The 23,831-nt window shown below is 68.6% G+C and carries 23 protein-coding genes; 12 read left to right on the forward strand and 11 right to left on the reverse strand.

What is annotated here, in order from left to right:
- The first annotated feature begins 126 nt into the window (after positions 1 to 126).
- From yajC to ABNX41_RS00120, 9 genes are all read left to right on the forward strand, one after another.
- The gene (gene yajC, locus ABNX41_RS00080; protein WP_438667675.1) at positions 127 to 456 is read left to right on the forward strand and encodes a preprotein translocase subunit YajC; all 330 of its coding nucleotides are present in this window, start codon (positions 127 to 129) and stop codon (positions 454 to 456) included.
- A 161-nt stretch (positions 457 to 617) separates the two neighbouring features.
- Positions 618 to 2,306 (forward strand): protein translocase subunit SecD, encoded by a 1,689-nt coding sequence (gene secD, locus ABNX41_RS00085; protein ID WP_438667676.1) that lies wholly within the window; start codon positions 618 to 620, stop codon positions 2,304 to 2,306.
- Positions 2,307 to 2,320: 14 nt separating this feature from the next.
- Complete coding sequence (gene secF / locus ABNX41_RS00090) at positions 2,321 to 3,295, forward strand: protein translocase subunit SecF (RefSeq protein WP_438667677.1); 975 nt, start codon at positions 2,321 to 2,323, stop codon at positions 3,293 to 3,295.
- The gene (locus tag ABNX41_RS00095; protein WP_438667678.1) at positions 3,295 to 3,651 is read left to right on the forward strand and encodes an Mth938-like domain-containing protein; all 357 of its coding nucleotides are present in this window, start codon (positions 3,295 to 3,297) and stop codon (positions 3,649 to 3,651) included. The genes secF and ABNX41_RS00095 overlap by 1 nt, the downstream gene beginning before the upstream one ends.
- Positions 3,652 to 3,969: 318 nt before the next feature.
- The gene (gene ccmA, locus ABNX41_RS00100) at positions 3,970 to 4,605 is read left to right on the forward strand and encodes a heme ABC exporter ATP-binding protein CcmA (protein WP_438667679.1); all 636 of its coding nucleotides are present in this window, start codon (positions 3,970 to 3,972) and stop codon (positions 4,603 to 4,605) included.
- Positions 4,602 to 5,264 carry a heme exporter protein CcmB gene (gene ccmB, locus ABNX41_RS00105; RefSeq protein WP_438667680.1) on the forward strand — a complete coding sequence of 221 codons (663 nt, stop codon included), beginning with the start codon at positions 4,602 to 4,604 and terminating at the stop codon, positions 5,262 to 5,264. The genes ccmA and ccmB overlap by 4 nt, the downstream gene beginning before the upstream one ends.
- Positions 5,265 to 5,337: 73 nt before the next feature.
- Positions 5,338 to 6,069 (forward strand): heme ABC transporter permease CcmC, encoded by a 732-nt coding sequence (gene ccmC, locus ABNX41_RS00110; protein WP_438667681.1) that lies wholly within the window; start codon positions 5,338 to 5,340, stop codon positions 6,067 to 6,069.
- Positions 6,066 to 6,227: a heme exporter protein CcmD gene (gene ccmD, locus ABNX41_RS00115; RefSeq protein WP_438667682.1), complete on the forward strand. Its 162-nt coding sequence runs from the start codon at positions 6,066 to 6,068 to the stop codon at positions 6,225 to 6,227. Before ccmC ends, ccmD begins: the two co-directional genes overlap by 4 nt.
- Complete coding sequence (locus tag ABNX41_RS00120; RefSeq protein ID WP_438667683.1) at positions 6,220 to 6,768, forward strand: DsbE family thiol:disulfide interchange protein; 549 nt, start codon at positions 6,220 to 6,222, stop codon at positions 6,766 to 6,768. The genes ccmD and ABNX41_RS00120 overlap by 8 nt, the downstream gene beginning before the upstream one ends.
- 48 nt (positions 6,769 to 6,816) lie before the next feature.
- Here ABNX41_RS00120 and ABNX41_RS00125 read toward each other — a convergent pair whose 3' ends face one another.
- Together ABNX41_RS00125 and acnA are read right to left on the reverse strand one after the other, a co-directional pair.
- Positions 6,817 to 6,987 (reverse strand): SH3 domain-containing protein, encoded by a 171-nt coding sequence (locus ABNX41_RS00125; RefSeq protein WP_438667684.1) that lies wholly within the window; start codon positions 6,985 to 6,987, stop codon positions 6,817 to 6,819.
- 378 nt (positions 6,988 to 7,365) lie between these two features.
- Positions 7,366 to 10,119 carry an aconitate hydratase AcnA gene (acnA, locus tag ABNX41_RS00130; protein WP_438667685.1) on the reverse strand — a complete coding sequence of 918 codons (2,754 nt, stop codon included), beginning with the start codon at positions 10,117 to 10,119 and terminating at the stop codon, positions 7,366 to 7,368.
- 281 nt (positions 10,120 to 10,400) lie between these two features.
- Between acnA and ABNX41_RS00135 the strand changes: the two genes are divergently transcribed.
- On the forward strand, positions 10,401 to 11,108 hold the full coding sequence (locus ABNX41_RS00135) for a DUF1223 domain-containing protein (protein WP_438667686.1): 708 nt from the start codon (positions 10,401 to 10,403) through the stop codon (positions 11,106 to 11,108).
- Positions 11,109 to 11,594: 486 nt separating this feature from the next.
- Here the strand turns inward: ABNX41_RS00135 and ABNX41_RS00140 are convergent, their stop codons facing one another.
- Entirely contained in the window at positions 11,595 to 12,602 is a 1,008-nt protein-coding gene (locus ABNX41_RS00140) for a lysophospholipid acyltransferase family protein (protein ID WP_438667687.1), read from the reverse strand.
- 54 nt (positions 12,603 to 12,656) lie between these two features.
- Positions 12,657 to 13,676, reverse strand: coding sequence for a DMT family transporter (locus ABNX41_RS00145; protein WP_438667688.1), 1,020 nt, complete (start codon positions 13,674 to 13,676; stop codon positions 12,657 to 12,659).
- A gap of 316 nt (positions 13,677 to 13,992) precedes the next feature.
- Here ABNX41_RS00145 and ABNX41_RS00150 point away from each other — a divergent pair, with 316 nt between their 5' ends.
- Complete coding sequence (locus ABNX41_RS00150) at positions 13,993 to 14,187, forward strand: hypothetical protein (RefSeq protein ID WP_438667689.1); 195 nt, start codon at positions 13,993 to 13,995, stop codon at positions 14,185 to 14,187.
- 593 nt (positions 14,188 to 14,780) lie between these two features.
- Here the strand turns inward: ABNX41_RS00150 and ABNX41_RS00155 are convergent.
- The 7 genes from ABNX41_RS00155 to ABNX41_RS00185 form a co-directional block, all read right to left on the reverse strand.
- Positions 14,781 to 15,887, reverse strand: coding sequence for a flagellar motor switch protein FliG (locus ABNX41_RS00155; protein WP_438667690.1), 1,107 nt, complete (start codon positions 15,885 to 15,887; stop codon positions 14,781 to 14,783).
- Between the two features lie 103 nt (positions 15,888 to 15,990).
- Positions 15,991 to 16,158, reverse strand: a complete 168-nt coding sequence (locus ABNX41_RS00160; RefSeq protein WP_438667691.1) for a hypothetical protein — start codon at positions 16,156 to 16,158, stop codon at positions 15,991 to 15,993.
- 136 nt (positions 16,159 to 16,294) lie between these two features.
- Complete coding sequence (gene purB / locus ABNX41_RS00165; protein ID WP_438667692.1) at positions 16,295 to 17,605, reverse strand: adenylosuccinate lyase; 1,311 nt, start codon at positions 17,603 to 17,605, stop codon at positions 16,295 to 16,297.
- A gap of 207 nt (positions 17,606 to 17,812) precedes the next feature.
- Complete coding sequence (locus ABNX41_RS00170) at positions 17,813 to 18,607, reverse strand: NAD(P)H-dependent oxidoreductase (protein ID WP_438667693.1); 795 nt, start codon at positions 18,605 to 18,607, stop codon at positions 17,813 to 17,815.
- Complete coding sequence (locus ABNX41_RS00175; protein WP_438667694.1) at positions 18,604 to 19,455, reverse strand: heme-dependent oxidative N-demethylase family protein; 852 nt, start codon at positions 19,453 to 19,455, stop codon at positions 18,604 to 18,606. Before ABNX41_RS00175 ends, ABNX41_RS00170 begins: the two co-directional genes overlap by 4 nt.
- 569 nt (positions 19,456 to 20,024) lie before the next feature.
- Entirely contained in the window at positions 20,025 to 21,434 is a 1,410-nt protein-coding gene (gene glnA, locus ABNX41_RS00180; RefSeq protein WP_438667695.1) for a type I glutamate--ammonia ligase, read from the reverse strand.
- Between the two features lie 83 nt (positions 21,435 to 21,517).
- On the reverse strand, positions 21,518 to 21,856 hold the full coding sequence (locus ABNX41_RS00185; RefSeq protein ID WP_438667696.1) for a P-II family nitrogen regulator: 339 nt from the start codon (positions 21,854 to 21,856) through the stop codon (positions 21,518 to 21,520).
- A gap of 170 nt (positions 21,857 to 22,026) precedes the next feature.
- On the opposite strand from ABNX41_RS00185, the gene ABNX41_RS00190 reads away from it, so the two are divergent.
- Positions 22,027 to 23,712, forward strand: a complete 1,686-nt coding sequence (locus tag ABNX41_RS00190) for an NAD(P)H-hydrate dehydratase (protein ID WP_438667697.1) — start codon at positions 22,027 to 22,029, stop codon at positions 23,710 to 23,712.
- Positions 23,713 to 23,831: the final 119 nt, after the last annotated feature.

The raw sequence follows: 23,831 nt of genomic DNA on the forward strand, positions 1-23,831 counted from the left end.
CCGGGCGGGGGTGGCCTGTCGGGCGCGCGCCCCGCCCGCCGTTTCGCCCGAGGCGAAGCAAGATGCCCGGTCTGAGACCCCGGTCTGGGACCGACCACGAAAGATCCGACGAGGAGAGAGAGCAAGATGTTCGCAACCCCCGCCTTCGCGCAGGCCGCAGGCACCGGCGCCGCAGGTTCCACCTTCGGGCTGCTGTTCCCGATGATCATGATCTTCGCGATCATGTATTTCCTGATGATCCGTCCGCAGCAGAAGAAGATGAAGGAACATCGCGCCATGGTCGACGCGCTGCGCCGGGGCGATCAGGTGGTGACCCAGGGCGGCATCGTCGCCAAGGTGACCAAGGTGCAGGAAGACGGCATGGTCGAGGTCGAGATCGCCGAGGGCGTGAAGGTCAAGGTCGTGCGCCACACCATCACCCAGGTCCTGAACAAGACCGAGGCGGCCGCCGCCTGAGACCGGCTGGCGGGGCCTGCCCACCGCGCAAGCACCCTGCGCCCGCCTGATCCGGGCGCGCCGGGGGCATGGCGCAACCCTGGCCGCGCCTGCCGTCGGCCCGCAGCAAAGACCGGGGCGCAGCTTGCCCCAAGGACCCGGGTGATACGGAGTTTTTCGCCATGACGCCGACCGCGACCTGGAAAACCGTGCTGATCGCGCTTGTCTGCCTTTGGGGCATTGTGGCGGCCACGCCGAATGTATTCTACGGCAAGGTGGAGCGGCACAACGACGCCGTGGCCGAGCTTTCGCGCGCCGAGCGGGCGGGCGAGGTGCTGCCCGCCGCCGAGGCCGAGGCGCTGGCGCGGGAGCGCGGGCTCTGGCCCGACTGGCTGCCCTCGGCGCTGATGCCCCTGGGGCTCGACCTGCGCGGCGGCGCCCATCTTCTGGCGCGGGTCGAGGTGTCGGATGTCTACAAGGCGCGGCTGGACGGGCTCTGGCCCGAGGCGCGCGACGCCCTGCGCGAGCTGCGCGACCAGGTCGGCACCGTGCGCCGCGCGCCCTCGCCCGAGGATACCCTGCGCATCACCATCGCCAATCCCGAGGCGATCGACGCCGCCGTGGCGGCGGTGGCGCGGCTGGCGACGCCGGTCGTCACCCTGACCGGGGCGGGGCAGAACGACATCGTGGTCACCAAGGAAGGCGCCGATGTCGTGGTGCGGCTGACCGATGCGGAAAAGACCGCGACCGACAACCGCACCATGCAGCAAAGCCTTGAGATCATCCGCAACCGCGTCGATCAGGCCGGCACGCGCGAGCCGACGATCCTGCGCCAGGGCGCTGACCGGATCCTGATCCAGGTGCCGGGCATCGGCTCGGCGGCCGAGCTGAAATCCCTGATCGGCACCACGGCGAAACTGTCGTTCCACCCGGTCCTGCGCACCACCACCGACGCGGGCGCGAGCCCCGGGGCGCGCAACATGCTCTTGCCCGCGCGCGGCCAGCCCGGGCTTTACTATGTGCTTGAGGAAACCCCGGTCGTCACCGGCGAGCAACTGGTGGACAGCCAGCCCTCGTTCGACCAGAACGGGCGGCCCGCGGTCTCGTTCCGCTTCGACGGCGCGGGGGCGCGCAAGTTCGGCGACTACACCGCGGCCAATATCGGATCGCTCTTCGCCATCGTGCTGGACAACGAGATCATCTCGGCGCCGCAGATCCAGAGCCATATTCCTGGCGGATCGGGCATCATCACCGGCACCTTCACCGTCGAGGAGGCGACCGAGCTTGCGGTTCTGCTGCGCGCGGGCGCGCTGCCCGCCGGGATGGAGTTTCTGGAAGAGCGCACCATCGGCCCGGAACTGGGCGCCGACAGCATCGCGGCGGGCAAGACCGCCGCCATCATCGGCATGATCGCGGTGCTGGTCTATATGGTCGCCTCCTACGGCATGTTCGGCTGGTTCGCCAATGTGGCGCTGGTGCTGAACGTGATCATCCTGGTGGCGCTGCTGTCCTCGATCGGGGCGACGCTGACACTGCCGGGGATCGCGGGGATCGTCCTGACCATGGGCATGGCGATCGACGCCAACGTGCTGATCTTCGAGCGGATCCGCGATGAGCTGCGCGAGGGCACAGCACCCCACCGCGCCTGTCAGGCCGGGTTCGAGCGCGCCTTCTCGGCCATCATGGATGCCAATATCACCGCGCTTCTGACCGGGTTCATCATGTTCTGGATCGGCTCGGGCCCGGTGCGCGGCTTTGCCGTGACCTTCACCCTGGGGGTCATCACCTCGATGTTCACCGCCGTCTATGTGACGCGGCTGGTGGTCGAGCTTTACATCAACCGCACCCGTCCGAAACAGATCGTGGTCTGAGGGGAGATCCGCAAATGGCATGGCGTCTCAAGCTTGTTCCCGAAAAGACCAGCTTCGATTTCTTCCGCTACCAGATCGTCACCTTCAGCATATCGGTGGCGATGATCGTCGCATCGCTGCTGTCGGTGGCGGTCTATGGGCTGAACTTCGGCGTGGATTTCCTGGGCGGCACCACGATCCGCACCGAATCGACCGAAGCCGTCGATGTCGGCAGCTACCGCGAGGCGCTGGCCGGGCTTGAACTGGGCGATGTCTCGATCACCGAGATCAACGACCCGGGCTTTCGCGCCGACCAGCATGTGACCCAGGTCCGCATCGGCGCGCGCGAGGGCGAGGAGGCGGCGACGCCCGAGCTGATCACCGAGATCGAGGCGGCGCTGAAGGCGGTCGATCCGGCGGTGATCTTCACCTCGGTCGAATCGGTTGGGCCCAAGGTCTCGGGCGAGCTGATCTGGAAGGCGATCCTGGCCGTGGTGGCGGGCTCGGCCGGGATCCTGGTCTATATCTGGATGCGGTTCGAATGGCAGATGGCGGTCGGGCTGGTCGCGGCCTGCGTGCATGACGTGATCGTCACGGTGGGGATCTTTTCCTTCTTCCAGTTGCGATTCGATCTGTCGATCGTGGCGGCGCTTTTGACCATCCTTGGCTATTCGGTGAACGACACCGTCGTCATCTTCGACCGGCTGCGCGAGAATCTGGCCAAATACAAGACCATGCCGCTGCGCGAGATGATGAACCTGACCACCAACGAGACGCTGTCGCGCACGGTGATGACCTCGTCCTCGACGCTTCTGGTGCTGATCGTGCTGCTGATCTGGGGCGGCGACGTGATCCGGGGCTTTGTCTTCGCCATGGTGCTGGGGGTGGTGCTGGGCACCTGGTCCACGCTCTACATGGCCAAGAACATCGTGCTTTATCTGGGCATCGACCGGGGCGACAAGCCGAAGAAGACCGCGACCCCCGACGAATACGCCAATATCGACGCCTGATGCGGCAGATCCTGGTCTCCTGGCCCGAGGCGATGCCGGTCGAGGGTTTCGGCCCCGGGTTCTTCCGCATCCACGGCCATCTGCTGCGCGGCCCGTCGCTGATCACGCCATGGGATGCGGGGCCCTGGGGCGGGCTGGAGGACTGGGCGACGCCGCTGGAATTGCGCGGGCGGATCGACGTGCTGATCCTGGGGCTGGGGGACACGATCTTCCACCCGCCGCGCCCCTTCCGCAACGCGCTTGAGGCCGAGGGGATCGGGATCGAGCCGATGGCCTCTCCCATCGCCTGCCGCAGCTACAACCTCTTGATCGGCGAGGGGCGGCGGGTGGCGCTGGCGGTGCTGCCGGTGTCCTGAGGGGGGGGCTGTCCTGGGGGATGCCGGTGCGGTGAAGGATGTGGGCGAAGGATATCGGTGTCGCGATCCGGGTCGCGGCAGTCTTGAAGATGCCCGTTCTCCTGAAAATTCCGCTTTCCTGAAGATCCTGGGCGCCTGGGAATCCTGTGCTCTTGAAGGTGCCGCGCTTTTGGATGCGCCCGTGCTGTAGTGGGGATCCGTGCCGCGAATGATGCCCGGTCCCTGTGCGGGTGCCCGATGCGGGGGCCGATACCGCGCGGCGCGGCTGCGGCGTCGGCGTCCGTTGCCTTTCGACGGCGCGCTGGCTAGACGGGCGTCATGGAGTTGAAGGTCACGGATCTTGCGGTGGCGCGCGGCGGCATGGTCGTGCTGGAGGGGCTGGGCTTCACCCTTGCCCCCGGCCATGCGCTGATCCTGCGCGGCCCGAACGGGGTGGGCAAGACCACGCTGCTGCGCACCCTGGCCGGGTTGCAGCCCGCCGTGGCGGGCGCGATCTCGGTCCCGCCCGAAAGCCTGGCCTATGCCAGCCATTCGGACGGGTTGAAGGCGGTGCTGAGCGTGACCGAGAACCTCGCCTTCTGGGCGGCCGTCCACGGGCTGGGGGGCCCCGAGGTGACGGCGGCGCTTTCGGCGATGAACCTTGAGGCGCTGGCGACCCGGCGCGCGGCGGACCTGTCGGCGGGGCAGAAGCGGCGGCTGGGTCTGGCGCGGCTTCTGGTCACCGGGCGGCCGGTCTGGCTGCTGGACGAGCCGACGGTCTCGCTCGACGCCGCTTCGGTCGCGCTGTTCGGCGGCGTGGTGCGCGCGCATCTCGCGGGCGGCGGCATGGCGGTGATGGCCACCCATATCGACCTGGGTCTGCCCGAGGCGGGGGTGCTGGAGCTGGACCCCTTCCGCGCCGCGCGGCCGGTCTCGGCGGCCTTCGGCGGCGGCTTCGACGAGGCTTTCGCATGATCGCGCTCTTGATCCGGGACCTGCGGCTGTCCTTGCGCGCCGGGGGCGGTTTCGGGCTGGGGCTGGCCTTCTTCCTGCTGGTGGCGGTGCTGGTGCCGCTTGGCGTCGGGCCCGAAGGGGGCATACTTGCGCGCATCGCGCCGGGGATCCTGTGGGTGGCGGCGCTTCTGGCCTGCCTTCTCAGCCTGGACCGGCTGTTCGCGCTGGATTTCGAGGATGGCAGCCTGGACCTTCTGGCCACCGCGCCGCTGCCGCTGGAGGGGGCGGTGGCGGTCAAGGCGCTGGCGCATTGGCTGGTGACGGGATTTCCGCTGGCGGTGGTGGCGCCCGCGCTCGGGGTGCTTCTCAATCTGCCGGGGCCGGGCTATCTGTGGCTGGTGGTGTCGCTGATCCTTGGCACGCCCGCGCTTTCGATGATCGGGGCCTTTGGCGCGGCGCTGGTGGTGGGGGTGAAGCGCGGCGGGCTTTTGCTGTCGCTTCTGGTGCTGCCGCTTTACGTGCCCACGCTGATCTTCGGCGCCGAGGTGGTGCGGCGCGGCATGGAGGGGCAGGCGGTGACGGTGCCGATGGCGCTGATGGCGGCGATCACCGCGGGGGCGGCGGGGCTTTTGCCCTTCGCCTCGGCTGCGGCAATCCGCATCAATCTGCGCCAGATGTGAATATGTTAGTATAAGGCCGGACAACAGCCACAGCGAAGGCCCCGAACAGCAGGACCGAAAGTAGCGAAACGCCATGTCGATCTGGGAATATGCCAATCCGAAGAAATTCATGCAGACCTCGGGCGCGGTGCTGCCCTGGCTGGTCGGCCTGACCGTGGCCAGCCTGACCCTGGGCCTGGTCTGGGGCTTTTTCTTCACGCCCGACGATTACAAGCAGGGCGCGACGGTGAAGATCCTGTTCATCCATGTCCCCACCGCGATGATGGCGATCAACGCCTGGGCGATGATGCTGGTCGCCTCGCTGATCTGGATCGTGCGGCGCCACCATGTCTCGGCGCTGGCGGCCAAGGCGGCGGCGCCGGTGGGCCTGTGTTTCACCGCCATCGCGCTGGTGACCGGGGCCTTCTGGGGCCAGCCGATGTGGGGCACCTGGTGGGCCTGGGACCCCAGGCTGACCTCGTTCCTGATCCTTGCGCTGTTCTATCTGGGCTATATCGCGCTCTGGCCCGCGATCGAGAACCCCGATACGGCGGCGGATCTGACCTCGGTCCTGTGCGTGGTGGGCTCGGTCTTCGCCGGGCTCTCGCGCTATGCGGTCAAGTTCTGGAACCAGGGGCTGCATCAGGATTCGACCATCCTCAAGGTGGGCGAGCGCGATCCGCTCGACGCTGCCTATTACCAGCCGCTGGTGGTCTGCATCCTCGGCGTGGTGCTTTTGTTCGTGACGCTCGTCCTTCTGCGCACCCGGACCGAGATCCGCGCGCGCAGGCTGGCGGCGCTGATGGCACGGGAGAAACTGGCATGATGCCCGATCTTGGCCGCTACGCCTTTGCGGTTCTGGCTTCTTACGGTGCGACTTTCGCGCTGATGGGGCTTTTGGTGGCGGTGACCTTGTGGCATGGCGCCAAGGTGCGCCGCGCGCTGGCCGAGGTCGAGGCGCGGATGGGGCGCGGCGATGGCTAACCGCTGGCTGATGGCGCTGCCGCCCGCGATCTTCCTGGGGCTGGCGGGGATGTTCTGGCTGGGCATGCAGCGCGAGGCGCCGGGCGAATTGCCAAGCGCCTTTCTGGGCCGCACGGCGCCCGCGCCGCCCGAGACCACGCTGCCGGGCCATGCCCAACTCGTTCCCGCCGACCTGCGGACGGGAGAGGTGACGGTGGTCAATTTCTGGGCCTCGTGGTGCCCGCCCTGCCGGGCCGAGCATCCGGTGCTTTTGCGCATGAACGACGAGGGGATCCGCGTCGTGGGCATCAACATGATGGACCGCGAGGAGGATGCGCTGAACTATCTGGCCGAGGCAGGCAATCCGTTCTTCGCCATCGCCACCGATCCGCGCGGGCGCAACCGGGTGGAATGGGGCGTGACCAACCCGCCCGAGACCTTCATCGTCGCGGGCGACGGCACGATCCTTTTCCGCTTCATCGGCCCGCTGATCGGCACCGATTATGAGCGCCGCTTCGTGCCCGCGCTGGAGGCGGCGCTGGCGGGCGAGGGCGCGCCCTGATCAAAAAGGGCGCTTCGGTCAGTCGGCGCCCTGCGGCCAGCGCAAGGCTCAGCCCGCCCCATCCCGCAGCCAGCGGCCATGGACCCAGCCTTTGCGCTCGGCCCCCTGGCTGCGACAGGTCACGCCGATCCGGTTGCCGCTGCGATGGCAGATGCGGACCGAATCGCCGTTGTGCAACTCGTCAAGCTTGCGATAGCCCGTGCCCGGCCCGCTGCGCACGACCAGAAAGCCCTCGCCATCGGGGTCGAGCCCGGCGACCAGGCTAGCGCAACCGGCGGCGCCGTTGGGGGGGCCGGAGCACCCGGAAATCCACGTCGAGTCGCTGTGCCTGCACCGCCCCGGCGGTCGGCAGGGCCGCAAGCGCAAGGGTCCATCTGTTCACTGTGGTTTCCCTGGATCATCCGGCGGGGCGAAAAATCGGGGCGAAAAACAGGCCCGCCCGGTCAAGGCTAGGCCCACAGGGGCGGGGCGGTCAAATGAAACGCCTGTCGCGCCGGTGTGACACCCCGGGCCGCGCGGCGGCCGGGGCAGGGCATGGAAAAGGCCCCGAAGCGCGGGGGGCTTCGGGGCCTTTCGGCTGGGCGCCGTGGCCGGGCCTCAGGATTTCGCCAGATTGCGCAGAACGTAATGCAGCACGCCGCCGTTCTCGACATATTCGATCTCGATGGCGGTATCGATGCGGCACTTGATCTGGATGGTCTTCTCGGTGCCGTCGGCGTAGGTGATGGTGCAGGGCACCAGCGACAGCGGCTTCAGATCCCCGGCAAGGCCCGCGATCGAGACCACCTCGTCGCCCTTCAGGCCAAGGGTCTTGCGATTGTCGCCGCCGGTGAATTCGAAGGGGATCACCCCCATGCCCACCAGGTTCGAGCGGTGGATCCGCTCGAAGCTTTCCGCGATCACCGCCTTGACGCCAAGAAGCGCCGTCCCCTTCGCCGCCCAGTCCCGCGACGAGCCCGCGCCGTATTCGATGCCGCCGAAGATCACCAGCGGCACGCCCTGCGCCTGCCATTCCATCGAGGCGTCGAAGATCGAGGTCTGCGCCCCGTCCGGCCCGACCGTATAGCCGCCCTCGACGCCGTCGAGCATCTCGTTCTTGATGCGGATATTGGCGAAGGTGCCGCGCATCATGATCTCATGGTTGCCGCGGCGCGAGCCGTAGGAGTTGAAGTCGCGCGGCGCCACCTGCCGCTCGGTCAGGTAGCGGCCGGCCGGGGTGGTGGGCTTGAAGGATCCGGCCGGGCTGATGTGGTCGGTGGTGATCATGTCGCCCAGGATCGCCAGCACCCGCGCGCCCTGGATGTCGGTGATCACGCCCTTGTCGCGGCCCATGCCCTGGAAATAGGGCGGGTTCTGGATATAGGTCGACGATGGCGGCCAGTCGTAGGTTTCTTCGCCGGTGACCTCGACCGCCTGCCATTTCTCGTCGCCCTTGAAGACATCGGCATATTTCGCAAGGAAGACCTCGCGCGTCACCACGCTGTCGACGATCTCGGCGATTTCCTTGCTCGACGGCCAGATGTCCTTGAGGAACACCTCCTTGCCCTCGGGGGTGCGGGCCAGCGGATCGCGGGTCAGGTTGATGTTCAGATCGCCCGCGATGGCATAGGCCACCACCAGCGGCGGCGAGGCGAGGAAGTTCGCCCGCACGTCCGGCGAGATCCGCCCCTCGAAATTGCGGTTGCCCGAAAGCACGGCGGTCGCCACCAGGTCGTTGTCGTTGATCGCCTTCGAGATCGCCGGATCACCCAGCGGGCCCGAATTGCCGATGCAGGTGGTGCAGCCATAGCCCACCAGGTTGAAGCCGATGGCGTCCAGATCCTCTTGCAGGCCCGCGGCGGCCAGATATTCGCCCACCACCTGGCTGCCGGGGGCGAGCGAGGTCTTCACCCAGGGCTTGCGCGTCAGGCCAAGGGCGCGCGCCTTCCTTGCGACCAGGCCCGCGCCGATCATCACATAGGGGTTCGAGGTGTTGGTGCACGAGGTGATCGCCGCGATCACCACCGATCCGTCGGTGAGGGTGTAGTCCTTGCCCTCGACCGGCACCACCTTGCGCACGTCCTTCGGCGGCGCGGTGACGGCGCCGCCCTCGTCCCCCATGTCGAGCGCATCGGGCGAGACGTCGATGCCGCGATAATCCGCCACCACCTTGTAGAAGCTGCGCGCGCTTTCGGTCAGGGGCAGATAATCCTGCGGACGCTTCGGCCCCGAGATCGCGGGCACGATGCCGCCCATGTCCAGCTCCAGCGTGCTGGTATAGATCGGATCGTAATCCGGGCCGCGCCAGAAGCCGTTCTCCTTGGCATAGGCCTCGACCAAGGCGATGCGGTCCTCGTCGCGGCCGGTGTTGCGCAGGTAGCGCAGCGTCTCGTTGTCGATGGGGAAGAAGCCGCAGGTCGCGCCGTATTCGGGGGCCATGTTGGCGATGGTGGCGCGGTCGGCCAGCGGCAGGTTGTCCAGCCCCTCGCCGTAGAATTCGACGAATTTGTTCACCACGCCATGCTTCCTGAGCATGGCCACCACCTTCAGCACCAGGTCGGTCGCCGTCGTGCCCTCGACCATCCTGCCGGTCAGCTTGAAGCCCACGACCTCGGGGATCAGCATCGAGACCGGCTGGCCCAGCATCGCGGCCTCGGCCTCGATCCCGCCGACGCCCCAGCCCAGGACGGCCAGGCCGTTGACCATGGTGGTGTGGCTGTCGGTGCCGACCAGCGTGTCGGGATAGGCCACCAGCGCGCCCGACTGGTCTGTGTCGGTCCAGATGGTCTGCGAGAGATATTCGAGGTTGACCTGGTGGCAGATCCCGGTGCCCGGCGGCACGACGCGGAAATTGTCGAACGCCTCCTGCCCCCATTTGAGGAAGGTGTAGCGTTCCATGTTGCGCTCATATTCCAGATTGACATTCATCTGGAAGGCGCGGGGATTGCCGAATTCGTCGATCATCACCGAATGGTCGATCACAAGGTCGACCGGGTTCAGCGGGTTGATCTTCTGCGCGTCGCCCCCCAGCCCCTTGATGCCGTCGCGCATCGCGGCAAGGTCGACCACGGCGGGGACGCCGGTGAAATCCTGCATCAGGACGCGGGCGGGGCGATAGGCGATCTCGATCGGGTTCTTGCCGCCCTGCCTGCCCCATTCGGAAAAGGCGCGGATGTCGTCCACGGTGACGGTCTTGCCGTCCTCGAACCGCAGCATGTTCTCAAGCACCACCTTCAACGAGGCGGGCAGGCGCGAGAATTCGCCAAGCCCCGCCGCCTCGGCCGCCGGGATCGAGTAATAGCCGACGGTCTTGCCGCCGATGGTCAGGGTCTTGCGGGTCTTCTGGCTGTCATGTCCGACGGTGACGGTCATGGCTATGGCTCCTTGCGCTCGGATCGTGGCATCGTGATGGCTACGTCCGGGGACCTGTCAGGCGGCCTCCGGGAGAGTCGGAGTTTATGTATACAATGGTATGCCAAAAGTCCAGATCACATCTCCGACAGGATGCGTGGGCGGCGCATCCCTTGCGGCGATTCCCCCGCGCTTCGCCGACAGGATAGAATGGTTCGTCCTCCCTCGCAAAACCTTGATTGGCAGGGTGGGGGTCGGTTTCCTATAAGCGAGGGGTCAGGACGCAAACCGGGAAAGCGAAGATGCGACATCTGGTCAGCGCCGTCTGTGGGGCCTTCTGCGGGATCGTGCTTTGCGCCGCCGGGGCGCTGCGGGCGGAACCCGTGGTCGTGGTCGAGCTGTTCACCTCGCAGGGCTGCGTCTCCTGCCCGCCGGCGGATGCCTTCTTCGCCCGGCTGGCCGAGGATCCCCGGGTGATCCCGTTGTCCTTGCATGTCGACTATTGGGATTACATCGGCTGGAAGGACAGTTTCGCCGATCCCCGCTTTACCGAGCGCCAGAAGGCCTATGCCCGCGCCATCGGCAGCAAGACCATCTATACCCCGCAATTCATCGTCGAGGGGCTGGACCGGGTCGAAGGCTTTTCCGCCGACGAGACGCTTGCCCATATCGCCCATCGGCTGGCCCGCCCCTCGGCGGTCAGCCTGCGGGTGACGCGGCGCGGGGGCGGGCTGGTGATCCATGCCGATGCCGATCCGCCGCTGGATCAGCCGGTGCGGGTGCAGGTGGTGCGCTATCTGCCCGAGCAGACCGTCACCATCGAGCGTGGCGAGAATGCCGGAAAGACAGTGACCTATCGCAATGTGGTGACCAGTTGGGACAATCTGGGCGACTGGCCGGGCCGTGCGCCGCTGGAGCTTGAGGTCGCGCTTGCGGGTGACGCGCCCGCCGTGGTGATCGTGCAGGCCCCGGGCCCGGGCGAGATCCTGGCCGCCGCCCGCGCCGATTGAGGCGCCCCCGCGCGGGAAGTGCCGGGCCTTTGGCGGCGCCCGGGCCTTTGCCGAGGCCTTGCCGGAAGGTTTGCTGTCTGTCGCCCGCGTTCGCCGTTTCCCTGTCTGCGGGGCCTGCATTTGCCGCAGGCTTCTTCGTCACTCCCCTGCTTGTCGGCTGCCCATTGCCGCTCCGGCGGCAGGCGCTTGGCCGCAAGCCGGGGTCGTCCTCTAGCGGGCTGCTGAAAAAGTCATGCAGCGGCGTCGGCTTGCGCGGAAGATCATCAAATTGGTCCGATAGCGGGCCAAGATAGGCGGCTTCCGCAGGGATGATTGACGATGCGGGAAAAATTTCCGTCCCGAGGTCGCCCCAAGATACTCTTTCAGCGGACTGTTGGATCCGGCAGGCTGAGAAGCGCCCGATTGCCGGGCTGGCGCGGCGCTTGCGAGATGGGCCGGTGTGACGTGGGCTCCTGAGGTGGACGGCCCTGCGACAGGCGGCAGGGCTCAGGGTGCGCCCGGGACCTCGGGCGATTTGTCACGCTCCGCGTCCATCGTCGCCTTCCTCGGGGCCGCCTCGCCCGGGCCTGCCTCTTCCCGGCGCGCCCCGGATCCGGCCGCCGCGATCGGCCCGCCGCCACCCTTCCAGCGTTTGTGGATCCAGAACCACTGGTCCAGATGGCGGCGCACCAGCGCCTCCAGGCTGTCGTTCAGCGCCTGGGTCATCGTCGCCGGATCGCCATGCGGGATCGGCGCCTCGACGATCACCTCGAAGGACAGCCCGTCGGGCTGGCGCACCGCATAGGTCGGCACCACCAGCGCGTCGTATTTCAGCGCCATCTCGGCGGCCGAAAGCGCGGTCAGCGCCTCATGGCCGAAAAAGCCCAGAAGCGCGCCCGAGCGCATGTGCTGATCGACCAGCAGCCCCAGCATGCCGCCGCCGCGCAGAAAGCGCACCATATCCGCAAGCCCCTTGCGCCCGCGCGGAAACAGCGGCGTGCCGATCCGCGAGATCGCCTGGACGTAATGGGCGTTGAAGGATTTGTTGGCCATTTCCATGTAAAGCGCGCCGACCGGGTAGCCGCGCGCGATCAGCGCCGCGCGGCTGGCGTCGTAATTGCCGAAATGCGCGGTGACCAGGATCACCGGGCGCTTTGCGGCATGGGCCTCGGCCAGGGCGGCCACGCCCTCGCCTTGCAGGGGCAGGCTGGCGGCGCGGGCGATGAACTCCGGGCCGGAATAGATCTCGATCAGGGTGCGGCCGACATTGTCGGGCACGGCGCGGGTGATGCGGCGCACCTCGTCTTGCGGCAGATCGGGCAGGATCATCGCCAGATTGTCGCGGATGCGGCGTCGATAGCCCGCCAGCGGCGCTATGACGCGCGAGACGACCCAGCCGCACAGCGGCACCCGGATCCGGTAGGGCAGGCACAAGAGCCCCCCGATCATGCCCCGGAACAGCAGGTCCTGCAGCCGGTGGCGCAGGTTGAAGGGCGGGGGGGTGTCTTCGCTCATCTCTCTCGCCGGTTCTCGTGGTGGCTTCCGGGGTGGCTTCCGGGCCGCGCGGGCTCAGCCCGCCTTCGCCCGGGTCTCCCGATGCCAGACATAAAGCCCGGCCGCCACGATCACAAGCGCGCCCGCCACCGTCCACAGGTCGGGCCATTCGTCGTAGAACACCACGCCCCAGAGCGTGGCGAAGACGATGCCGACATAGGTGAAGGGTGCCACGCTCGAAGCTTCGGCCATGGAGAAGCTGCGGATCAGGAAAAGCTGCGCCATCGTGCCGAACAGCCCGATCAGCGCGAAAAGCCACAGGTCCGCCAGCGCGACCGGCACCCACAGGAACGGCATGGCCAGCCCGGTGACCAGCGTGCCGACGGCGCCGCCCCAGAGCATCGCGGTCCAGACCGGCTCGCGCAGGCCAAGGCTGCGGGTCATCAGCGCGTTGCCGGTGTAGCACATCGCCCCCATCAGGGGCAGCAGCGCCCAGGCCGAGAAGGCCTCGGCCCCCGGGCGGATGATGATCAGCGCCCCGGCCAGCGCGGCGAGGATGCCGAAGATGCGGCGCGGCCCCAGCCGCTCGCCCAAAAACAGCGCCGCCCCCAGCGTGATCAGCACCGGGCTGAGGTCCGATATGGCGGTGGCCTCGGCCAGGCCGATATGCTGGAGCGAGAGGAAGAAAAAACCGATCGCGCCGACCTGGAACAGGCTGCGCAGCACATGCTGGCCCGGCCGCGCCGTGCGCATCAGCCCCGGCGCGCGGCGGTTGAGGATCAGGCCCGCCAGCAGGACCTGGCCCAGGAATCGGGCGAAGACCACCTGCGGCGGCGGGTAGTCCCGCACCAGCGTCTTCGCCGTCGCATCCATCAACGTGAAGATCAGGATGGCGATCAGCATGAGGACGATGCCCTTGGCGGTGTTCTGCGCGGCGTTCTGGGGGACGTTCCTGGGGATGTTCCGGGCGGTGCCGCGGGCATGGCCCTGGGCCTTGCTTTCGGCATTGCCTTGGGCGGCGCCCGGGTTGGCAGAGCCTGCGCCCGATGGCGGGCAGGGCGGCTTGTGCCCGGCGGTCAAATCCTGTCGCGTCACGTTCTGGGCCTCATGTTCTGCTGCACGGGGGAAGAGGGATCATGCCCGGGATCTCGAGGGCCGTCTGCTCCGGGATGCGCAGCCTCCCGGCAGGGGCTTGAGGCGCGGGCGGCCGGGGCACAGGCGACCGGGGCGCGCGGATGGTGGGGGAAAGCGGGGGCCAAAAGCGCGGGCCAGAGGCATACGAAACCCCGCAAACCGGACAGCCAAACCCTGGGGGCATCGCCGGTGCGGGTCCTGATCGCGCGACCTGTTTCCTTGCGCCCCAGGGCGCGCGACATCCCGGTCTGCCGGTGACCGATGCGCAGGTGCTCGATTGGGCTTCCGGCCGTTCAATCCTGACGCGGCCAATCCCGATCCGGTCAATGCGCCTCTGGCGGGTCCCGATCTGGCCAAATCGGATCTGGCCAAGTCCGGCCTGGCCAAGTCCGATCTGGCCGCCGCCGCGATGGACTCGGCGGTCGTGTCACCGATGAAGGGCGAGGCGTTGCGCATGATGGCCGAGCCATAGGCTTGCGCCGGGTCGGAGGCAAGGCTCGGGATCTTCGTGCTTCGTGCTTCGTGCTTCGTGCTTCGTGCGGCGTTTGGCCGGGTTTGAAGTGTAATCCAATCCATGCTTTTGGCCCCGGGGCGCGCGGCGCTGGTCGGGCGTTGGTGGCCTGCCTCGGGCGGCGGATGCGCGCCCCGACCACCCATGCCCCGACCACCCTTGCCCCGCCCGCCCGGGCTTTGGTCGCCCGCCGCTCAGTTGCGCGCGCCTGGGGCGCCAGCACCTTGGCCCCAGGTGCTTCGGCAGCCCGTATAGCGATACCTGCGGCCGAGTGTGTGTGAACACTCGGTCGAGCATGGCTGGGCCCGGTGAGGCGTTCTATCGCAGGCGCTAATGCAAGAATTCGTTCTGGTGTTTCCGGTTAAGTCCGGCCCCGTAAGGAAACTGTTCTCGGCTGATTTCGGAAATTGGCGTTTTCACACACCCTCGGCCCATATCTGCTCCGCGTTCTAGCGAGTCCCCCGATGCGCCCCCCGCGCGAGCGCCCCGACGCGCGCCAATGCCCCTCTCCATGCCGCTCTCCATGCCGCCCGAGACGCGCCATGCGCGCGGCGTCAGTCCTCGGCGGGGTCGACGAATTCCAGTTCCCCGGCGCCCTGCAACTGGCGGATGGCCGAGATGACGGCGGCCATCGCGGCTTCGGCGTCCTTTTCGCGCACCGGGCCGCGTTCGGCGATTTCTTCGCGGATCAGTTGCGCCATGCGCTGCGACATCGAGCCGAGGAGGAATTCCGTCGCCGCCTCTTCGGCCGCGCGCCCGAAGCTGAAGGCCATGGCATTGACCAGCGTCGGCTGATCGACCAGCCGCACCACCTTGGGCACGTCGCGGGGCTGGATGCGCTGCGGGATATGGGCATAGGTGAAGATGGCGCGCCGCACCTCGGCGGCAAAGCCGGTGTCCTCCTGTTCCAGCCCGGCGAGAACCTCTTCCCGGGTGGCGGATTGCGCCACGTTGAGGATGGCGCCCACCCGCTCCACCGGGCCGCGCTCGAAGGCGCGCGGCGGCTGGCTGTCGATCTGTGACAGGATCGCGGCGCCGATCCGACGCACCGTCTCGGGGTCGACATTGCCGGTCTGCGACACTGCGAAGGCGATGCGCCGCGCCCGCTCGCCCGGCAATTGGCCGAGGATTTCGGCCGCCGCCGCCACCGGCAGTTTCGACATCACCACGGCGGCGACCTCGGCCGATTCGGCTTCGATCACCTTGAGAATCTGCGCCGGGGGCAGCGCCACCAGCCGCTCCCACGGGTCGCTTCGGCCCGCCATGTTCGCCATCCGGCGCAACCGGCTGACCGCCGTGGGCGACAGATGGCCGTCCATCGCGCTCAGCGTGCCCTCAAGCCCGCCGGGGAAGGTCAGGCCGACCGATTCCAGCTCGGATTCGAATTCCGCCACCACGCTGTCGAGCGTCTCGCGGTCGACCAGCCGCATCCGTCCCATCTGCTCGGCCAGGGCGGCCTGCATCTGGTCCGGCAGCCCGGTCAGGCGCAGTGAGCCGCCGCCCGAGATCAGATAGCGCACGATCACTGCCGCCTTCTGCCGCCCGGTCAGCGGCACGGCGGATCCGCCGGACCCCGGCGCAAGGGCGGAAGCGGGCTGGGGCGTGATGCGGGCGAGCGCCTGGGGCGCCTGTCGGCTGAGCGCCTGCGGGTCGGGGGCCATGGGAACCTCTTCTGCGGTCGGGCTGCGGTCGTCTTGGCGCAGTCTCGCAGCCCCGGGTTAACAGAGGCTTTCCGCCCGCAGGTTTTTCCTCCGAACCCGTCGGTCAGCTCGTCGGCGCCAGGACGCAGATCCCCCGCGCATCGTCATAGCTGGAGCCCTCGGCGCAGGTCAGCGCCGCCGTCTCGAGGGCTTTCGAGCCGCAGTCCCAGGCGGCGGCGATCCCGGGGGCCAGGGTGAGGGCGACGGCGAAAAGGGCGGTGCGGATCTTCATCTTCGTTCTCCTGTCGGTGCCGGGTCGGTGCCCGGGAGATGTCGCGAAAGAAAAAGGCCATGGCGTCCTGCGCCATGGCCCATCCTGACACGAGTCGCGCCAAATCCGGCGGGAAAACCGCGCGGCCCCGCCGTTTTCAGCCCGCCGTGCCGAAAACGCGGGCGAAAATCGTCTCGACATGCTTGGTGTGATAGCCGAGGTCGAACTTCTCCTCGATCCCGGCGGGCGAGAGCGCCGCGCTCACCTCGGGGTCGTTGAGGAGTTCGGTCTTGAAATCGGCGCCCTGCTCCCAGACCTTCATCGCGTTGCGCTGGACCAGCCGATAGGCGTCCTCGCGCGACACGCCCGCCTGGGTCAGCGCCAGAAGCACCCGCTGCGACATCACGAGGCCGCGGAACTTGTTCATGTTCCTGAGCATGTTCTCGGGGTAGACCACCAGTTTCTCGATCACGCCCGCAAGCCGGTTCAGCGCGAAATCCAGCGTGATCGTGGTGTCGGGGCCGATGGCGCGCTCCACGCTGGAATGCGAGATGTCGCGCTCGTGCCAAAGCGCCACATTCTCCAGCGCGGGGGTGACCGCCATCCGCACCAGCCGGGCGAGCCCGGTGAGATTTTCGGTCAGCACCGGGTTCCTTTTATGCGGCATCGCCGAGGAGCCCTTCTGCCCGGGCGAGAAATATTCCTCGGCCTCAAGCACTTCGGTGCGCTGCATGTGGCGGATCTCGATGGCGATATTCTCGATCGACGAGGCGATCACGCCAAGCGTGGCGAAGAACATCGCATGGCGGTCGCGCGGGATGACTTGGGTCGAGATCGTCTCGGGCACCAGGCCCAGCTTCTCGCAGACATAGGCCTCGACGCTGGGGTCGATATTGGCGAAGGTGCCGACCGCGCCGGAAATCGCCCCGGTGCGGATCTCTTCGCGCGCGGCGCGCAGGCGCGCGAGGTTGCGGTCCATCTCGGCGTAGAAACGCGCGAAGGTCAGGCCCATGGTGGTGGGCTCGGCATGGATGCCGTGGCTGCGGCCGATGCGGACGGTGTCCTTGTGCTCATGGGCGCGGGCCTTGAGCGCGGCCAGCACCCGCTCCACGCCGCCGATCAGGATGTCCGAGGCGCGCACGAGCTGGATGTTCAGCGTGGTGTCGAGCACGTCGGACGAGGTCATGCCCTGATGGACGAAGCGCGCGTCCTCGGCGCCGACATGTTCGGCGAGATGGGTCAGGAAGGCGATCACGTCATGTTTGGTCACCGCCTCGATCTCGTCGATGCGGGCGACGTCGAAGGTGACGTCGCGGGCGCGCCAGACGGCCTCGGCATTGGCCTTCGGGATGACGCCGAGCGCGGCCTGCGCGTCGCAGGCATGGGCCTCGATCTCATACCAGATGCGGAATTTCGTCTCGGGCGACCAGATGGCGACCATTTCGGGGCGGGAATAGCGCGGGATCATCGCGGACCTCTGACTGGCGGACGGGTTGGGGACCGCATAAGCCTTGCCCGGCCAAGGTTCAAGGCGCGAGGGCGTGGTTGCGCGAGGTGGGCGGCGCGAGGTGGGCGGCGCGAGGTCGGCCGCGCGCGGTTCCACCTGACGGGTGGAGAGGAACGGCGTTCAGGGGCTCTGTGCGAGGCCCTGTGCGAGGGGGGCCGGGGGCAGGGTTCAGTCGCCGGTTCCGGGCGCTGACCGGCTGCGGGCGCGGGCGATCTCGGCGGTGATCCGGCGCTCGAACCGGGAAAGCCGCGTCGGCGCGAGGGTCTGCGCCTCGTGCAGCGTCAGCCAGCGCAGGCGCGCGCGCGGCGCGGTGGCGCGCAGGATCCCCAGCCGCAGGGCGCGGCGCTGCGGGCGCCACAGCACCAGCCGGTCGATCCATCCCGGCATGCCCAGGGGCGTGATCGCGATCAAGGTGGAGAGCCGGGTCAGACCGGCCACCATGCCGCCCGGCCCCGGCCCATGGTGAAAGGCGGTTCCGGGCGCCCAGATCCGGTCGAACCAGCCCTTGAGCAGCGCGGGAAACCCCGCCCACCAGGTCGGGAAGACCAGCACCAGCAGGTCGGCGGCGGCAAGCTCTTGCCGCAGCGGGGCGATCCCGGGCGCGGCTGTGATCTGTGTCCCGGTCTCCGTCCCGGTCTCCGTCTCCGTCCCGGTCCGGGCCATGGCCTGCGCATCCGTCGCCGCCTTGTTCCCCGTGGCGGCCGGTGCCGGGGTTCCGGGCTGCGTGCCCGCTCCGGCCTTGCTTCGGGCCTCGCTTCGGACATCGGATCCGGCCTGCGCCCCGCCGTAGCCCCGCCGTTCGGCAGCGGTCATGCGCGGATCGAAGCCCTCGGCGTGAAGGTCGCGCAGAGTTGCGTCATAGCCCGCGCGGCGGGCCGCTTCCAGCGCATGGCCCGCCAGCCGGGCGCAAAGGCTGTCCGGCAGCGGATGGGCCAGCACGACAAGGCAGCGCGGCGCGGTCAATGCCTGCTCTCGATCAGCCGCGCCAGCGCCTCGGGCGGCAGGGTCGCGGCCCGGACGACATAGCTGTGGATCGAGAAGACCACGGCCCGGCTGGCGGGCAGGCGCAGGAGGCACTGGCGCTCGCAGCGCACGAACATCCGCTTGGGCGCGGCCCCGGAATGCGGGCCCGGGATATCGGGACTCGAGTCGGGGCTCGGATCGGGGCGGCTTTCGCCCTCGGCCCGGGGCTGGTGCAGGGCGGGGTCGTCGTAGGTCAGCCAGTTCATCCGCCACAGCGGCTGTTCGGGGCGGATGGCGTCGAACAGCCGTTGCACGCGGCGGGCAAGCCCCTCGTCATAGGGGGCGACCGGCCTGTGGATGGCGACCAGCGGGCGGCCGATCTTCTGCGCCAGCGTCCAGCTTGCCGGAAAGCACAGGATCGCGCCGGTGAGCGCATGTTCCCCGCCCGGCTCGGCCTGTTCCATCAGGCAGAGGTCCTCCTGCACCAGCCGCCCCAGCGTCAGGAGCGGGGCCTCGGCCTCAAGCGCCACCGCGACGCCGTCGGGCCGCAGCGCCTCGGCCCGGCCGATGCGGTAGCCCGGGGTCGCGGCCAGGTCCGACAGCACGCGGGCGTAAAGCTCTTGCGCGGCAGGGCGGGCGGGTCCGGACAGGGCGTGGACCGCCTCGGGCCGGGTCGAGATCAGATGGTCGCGCAACCGCATCTGGCCCGCGAAGGCGTCGTCCACCCGCAGCCAGTCCGGGCGGCCGTCGGCGCGAGGCTCCACCGGCAGGATCCCGGGCAGCCGGGCGGTGCGCGGGTCCATCCAGGGCAGGAAGGGCAGGCTGGATTGAAGGACGGCATCTTGCATGGCGCCCAAGGGTAGGGCCGGGCGGGCGCGGGGGAAAGGGGGGGGGGCTGCGGAAAACGGAGGGGGTGCTCTCGGACGCGGGGCCGCATGTCGCGGTCCATGGCCCGCGCCGCAATCCGTTGCCGCTGTCGCAACCCTCCGTCGCGTGCCGGAATGTGCCGCCGGGCGCCGGAACCCGTGGCCCTTTGTCGGCGCCCGCGGTCATGTCGGGTCCGGGGTCGGTGCCTGAAGCCGGGGGCGGCGCCGGAAGCCGGGGCGCCCTGTCGAGGCGCGCGGTTCGGGCGATGTCACGGCGCGAAATCTTCTTGTTCGAAGGGAGGCAGGAGGGAGGCTCTCGACCGCCCCCGCGCGCGGGGGGGCTCAACGCCTGCGCCAGCGCCTCGGCCACGGCGAGATACACCGCCGCCGCGCGTGCGGGATCAATATGAATTTCCCGCCGACCGCGCCAGGGCGCGCGGTGGGGGCGACAGTGGTCCGCCGCGGCGGTCTCCCCACAGGGGGCACGGTAAAGGGGCGGCCCTTGCGGGCCGCCCCTTGTCGATGTCTTCCCTGTCCGGGCGCGTGCCGGATCAGACCGAATAGTAGAGCTGATATTCGACCGGGTGGGGGGTATGCTCATAGGCATAGACCTCTTCCCACTTCAGCGCGATATAGGCGTCGAGCTGGGGCTTGGTGAACACGTCGCCCGCCAGCAGGAAGTCCATGTCGGCTTCGAGCGATTCCAGCGCCTCGCGCAGCGAGCCGCAGACGGTCGGGATCGCGGCCAGTTCCTCGGGCGGCAGGTCGTAGAGATCCTTGTCCGAGGCCGGGCCCGGGTCGATCTTGTTCTTGATGCCGTCGAGGCCCGCCATCATCAGCGCGGCGAAGGCCAGATAGGGGTTCGCCGAAGGGTCGGGGAAGCGGGCTTCCACACGCTTGGCCTTGGGCGATTCGGTCCACGGGATCCGCACGCAGCCCGAGCGGTTGCGGGCCGAATAGGCGCGCAGCACCGGGGCCTCGAAGCCCGGGATCAGGCGCTTGTAGCTGTTGGTCGAGGGGTTGGTCAGCGCGTTCAGCGCCTTGGCGTGCTTCAGGACGCCGCCGATGAAATAAAGCGCCTCCTGGCTGAGGTCGGCATATTTGTCGCCCGCGAACAGGGGCTTGCCGTCCTTCCAGATCGACATGTTGACATGCATGCCCGAGCCGTTGTCGCCCTTCATGGGCTTGGGCATGAAGGTCACGGTCTTGCCATAGGCGTGGGCCACGTTGTGGATCACGTATTTGTATTTCTGGATGTTGTCGGCCTGTTCGACCAGGCCGCCGAAGATCATCCCCAGCTCGTGCTGGCAGGTCGCCACCTCGTGGTGGTGCTTGTCGACCTTGATGCCCATGCGCTTCATGGTGGACAGCATCTCGCCGCGCAGGTCCTGCGCCTCGTCGACCGGGTTGACCGGGAAATAGCCGCCCTTGTGGCCGGCGCGGTGGGCGAGGTTGCCGCCCTCGTATTCGGTGTCGGTGTTCCAGGCCGCCGCATCGGCGTCGATCTGATAGGCGACCTTGGCCGGGGTGACCGAATAGCGCACGTCATCGAAGATGAAGAATTCGGCTTCCGGGCCGAAATAGGCCGCATCGCCGATGCCCGAGGATTTCAGATAGGCCTCGGCCTTCTTGGCGATCTGGCGCGGGCAGCGGTCATAGGCCTCGCCGGTGTCGGGCTCGACCACGTCGCAATGCAGGCAGAGGGTCTTCTCGGCGTAGAACGGGTCGATATAGGCCGAGGACGCGTCCGGGATCAGCTTCATGTCGGACTGGTCGATCGACTTCCAGCCGGCGATCGAGGAGCCGTCGAACATGAAGCCTTCCTCGAAGAAGTCCTCGTCGACCAGATCGACGACCAGCGTCACATGCTGAAGCTTGCCCTTCGGGTCGGTGAACCGCACGTCCACATATTCGACCTCTTCGTCCTTGATCAGTTTCAGAGCCTTTGCAACCGCGCTCATGCTACTGCCTTTCGTTATGGGTTGTCAGTGATGAGGACCCGGCCTCCTGGTCCGGTGCCTCGGGGTTCGGCTGTGGGATGGGGTCAGACCGCTTCGTCGCCGGTCTCGCCGGTGCGGATGCGGATCGCCTGTTCGACGGGAGAGACGAAGATCTTGCCGTCGCCGATCTTGTCGGTGCGCGCGGCGCCGATGATCGCCTCGACCGCCGTCTCGACCATATCGTCGGACAGCACCACTTCGATCTTCACCTTGGGAAGGAAATCGACCACATATTCGGCGCCGCGGTAGAGTTCGGTATGGCCCTTCTGGCGGCCAAAGCCCTTCACTTCCGTCACCGAGAGGCCTTGAATGCCCGCTTCCTGCAGGGCTTCCTTCACCTCATCGAGCTTGAAGGGCTTGATGATCGCCTCGATCTTCTTCATTGGGCCGACTCCCCCGTTGTCTGTCGTGGACCATCGACCATTTCCGGCAGCGGGTCACAATCGGTCTGGACCGGGATGCGACATATGGCGGCGGAAATCTGCGCGATGTGCATTAATTTTGTGCATGTGGTCGCGATATTGGGCGATTTGCGGATGGATTGGGCGGAAAGATGACCGAACTGCTGACATCGGCGCAGATGCGGGCGCTGGAACGGGCCGCGACCGAGGGCGGCGGGGTGAGCGGGCGGGCACTGATGGAGCGCGCCGGGGCGGGGGTGGTCGAGGCGATTCTGGCCGAGTGGCCCGGGTTCGGGGCGCGGGGGCCGAGCGGGGGCGGCGTGCGCTCCGGGGAGGCAGGGCAGGGCGGGGGCGCCGCCCCCGCACCCCCGGGATATTTGCGCCAAGATGAAGGAGGCAGGCGGGCGGTGGTCCTGTGCGGGCCGGGCAACAACGGCGGCGATGGATTTGTCGTGGCGCGGCTTCTGCACGGGTCGGGATGGGCGGTCGAGGTCTTTCTGTTCGGCGAGGCCGGGCGGCTGCCGCCGGATGCGCGGGCGATGCATGACCTCTGGCGGGCGCTTGGCCCGGTGCGCGATCCCCGGGGGCGGCGGCCGGAGGAGATGTCGGGGGCGGCGCTGGTGGTGGATGCCCTGTTCGGCACCGGCCTTGCGCGGCCGGTTTCGGGCGAGATCCGCGCCTGGCTGGCCGGGGCCCGTGCCCTGGATCGAGCGGGGACGAGGGTCGTTGCGGTCGACATGCCCTCGGGTCTCTGTGCCGACAGCGGGCGGGTGCTGGGGGAGCCGGTTCCGGCGGAGGAAGAGGAGGGCGGGGCCGATCTGACGGTGAGTTTCCATCGGCCGAGGCCGGGTCATTTCCTGGGGCGGGGGCCGCTTCTGTGCGGGCGCCTGCGGGTGGTGGAGATCGGGCTGGGGCCGCTGCCCGGGGGCGACTATGCCGCGCTGGTGAGCGCGGGCGGGCTTGGGCTTGCGCCGGGGGCGGCGGCGGGCGGTTCGCGACCGCCAGGCGGGCTGGCGAAATCGGGGCGGGGGCACAAGTTCGACCACGGCCATGCGGTGGTGGTTTCCGGCCCCGCCGGGCAAGGTGGCGCGGCGCGGATGGCTGCGCGCGGCGCGCTTCGGATCGGGGCGGGGCTGGTGACCCTGGCCTCCGGGCCCGGGGCGCTGGCCGAGCATGCGGCGCGGCTGGATGCGGTGATGCTGCGGCCGGTGGCCGGGGCGCCCGCGTTGGCGCGGATGCTGGAGGACCGGCGCATCGGCGCGCTTTGCCTTGGCCCGGGCCTGGGGACCGGCGCGCGCGAGGCCGGGCTGGCGGGGGTGGCGCTGGCCTCGGGGCGGCGGCTGGTGCTGGATGCGGATGCGCTGACGCTGATCGGGCGCGACGCGGCGCTGTTCGGGGCGTTGCACGGGGGTTGCGTGCTGACGCCGCATGGCGGCGAATTCGCGCGGCTTTTCCCCGATCTGGCGGCGCGCCTGGCCGAGCCCGCCGCGACGGGCCCGGCGTTTTCGAAGCTGGACGCCTGCCGCGCGGCGGCGGCGCGGGCGGGCTGCGTGGTGCTGTTCAAGGGGGCGGATACGGTGATCGCGGCGCCGGAGGGCGCCTGCCGGATCAATGCCGCCGCCTATGACCGCGCGGCGCCCTGGCTGGCCACGGCCGGATCGGGGGATGTGCTGGCGGGTTTCATCGCCGGGCTGCTGGCGCGCGGGTTCTCGCCGTTCGATGCCGCCTGCACCGGGGCCTGGCTGCATGTGGAATGCGCGCGGTCCTTCGGTCCGGGGCTGATCGCCGAGGATCTGCCCGAGACCCTGCCGAAGGTGCTGCGCGGGCTTGGGTTGTAAGCGGGAGCGCATGGGCGACTGCGGCGCGGCCTGCGCTGATGTGTTCGGTGCGATCGGCTTGACCGAAGGGGGCCAGCGGGGGACGTGTCAGGCTCGACCCTGTGTCAGGCGAGGGCGGG

This window comes from Pseudogemmobacter sonorensis (genome assembly GCF_042762395.1).
Lineage (GTDB): Bacteria > Pseudomonadota > Alphaproteobacteria > Rhodobacterales > Rhodobacteraceae > Pseudogemmobacter > Pseudogemmobacter sonorensis.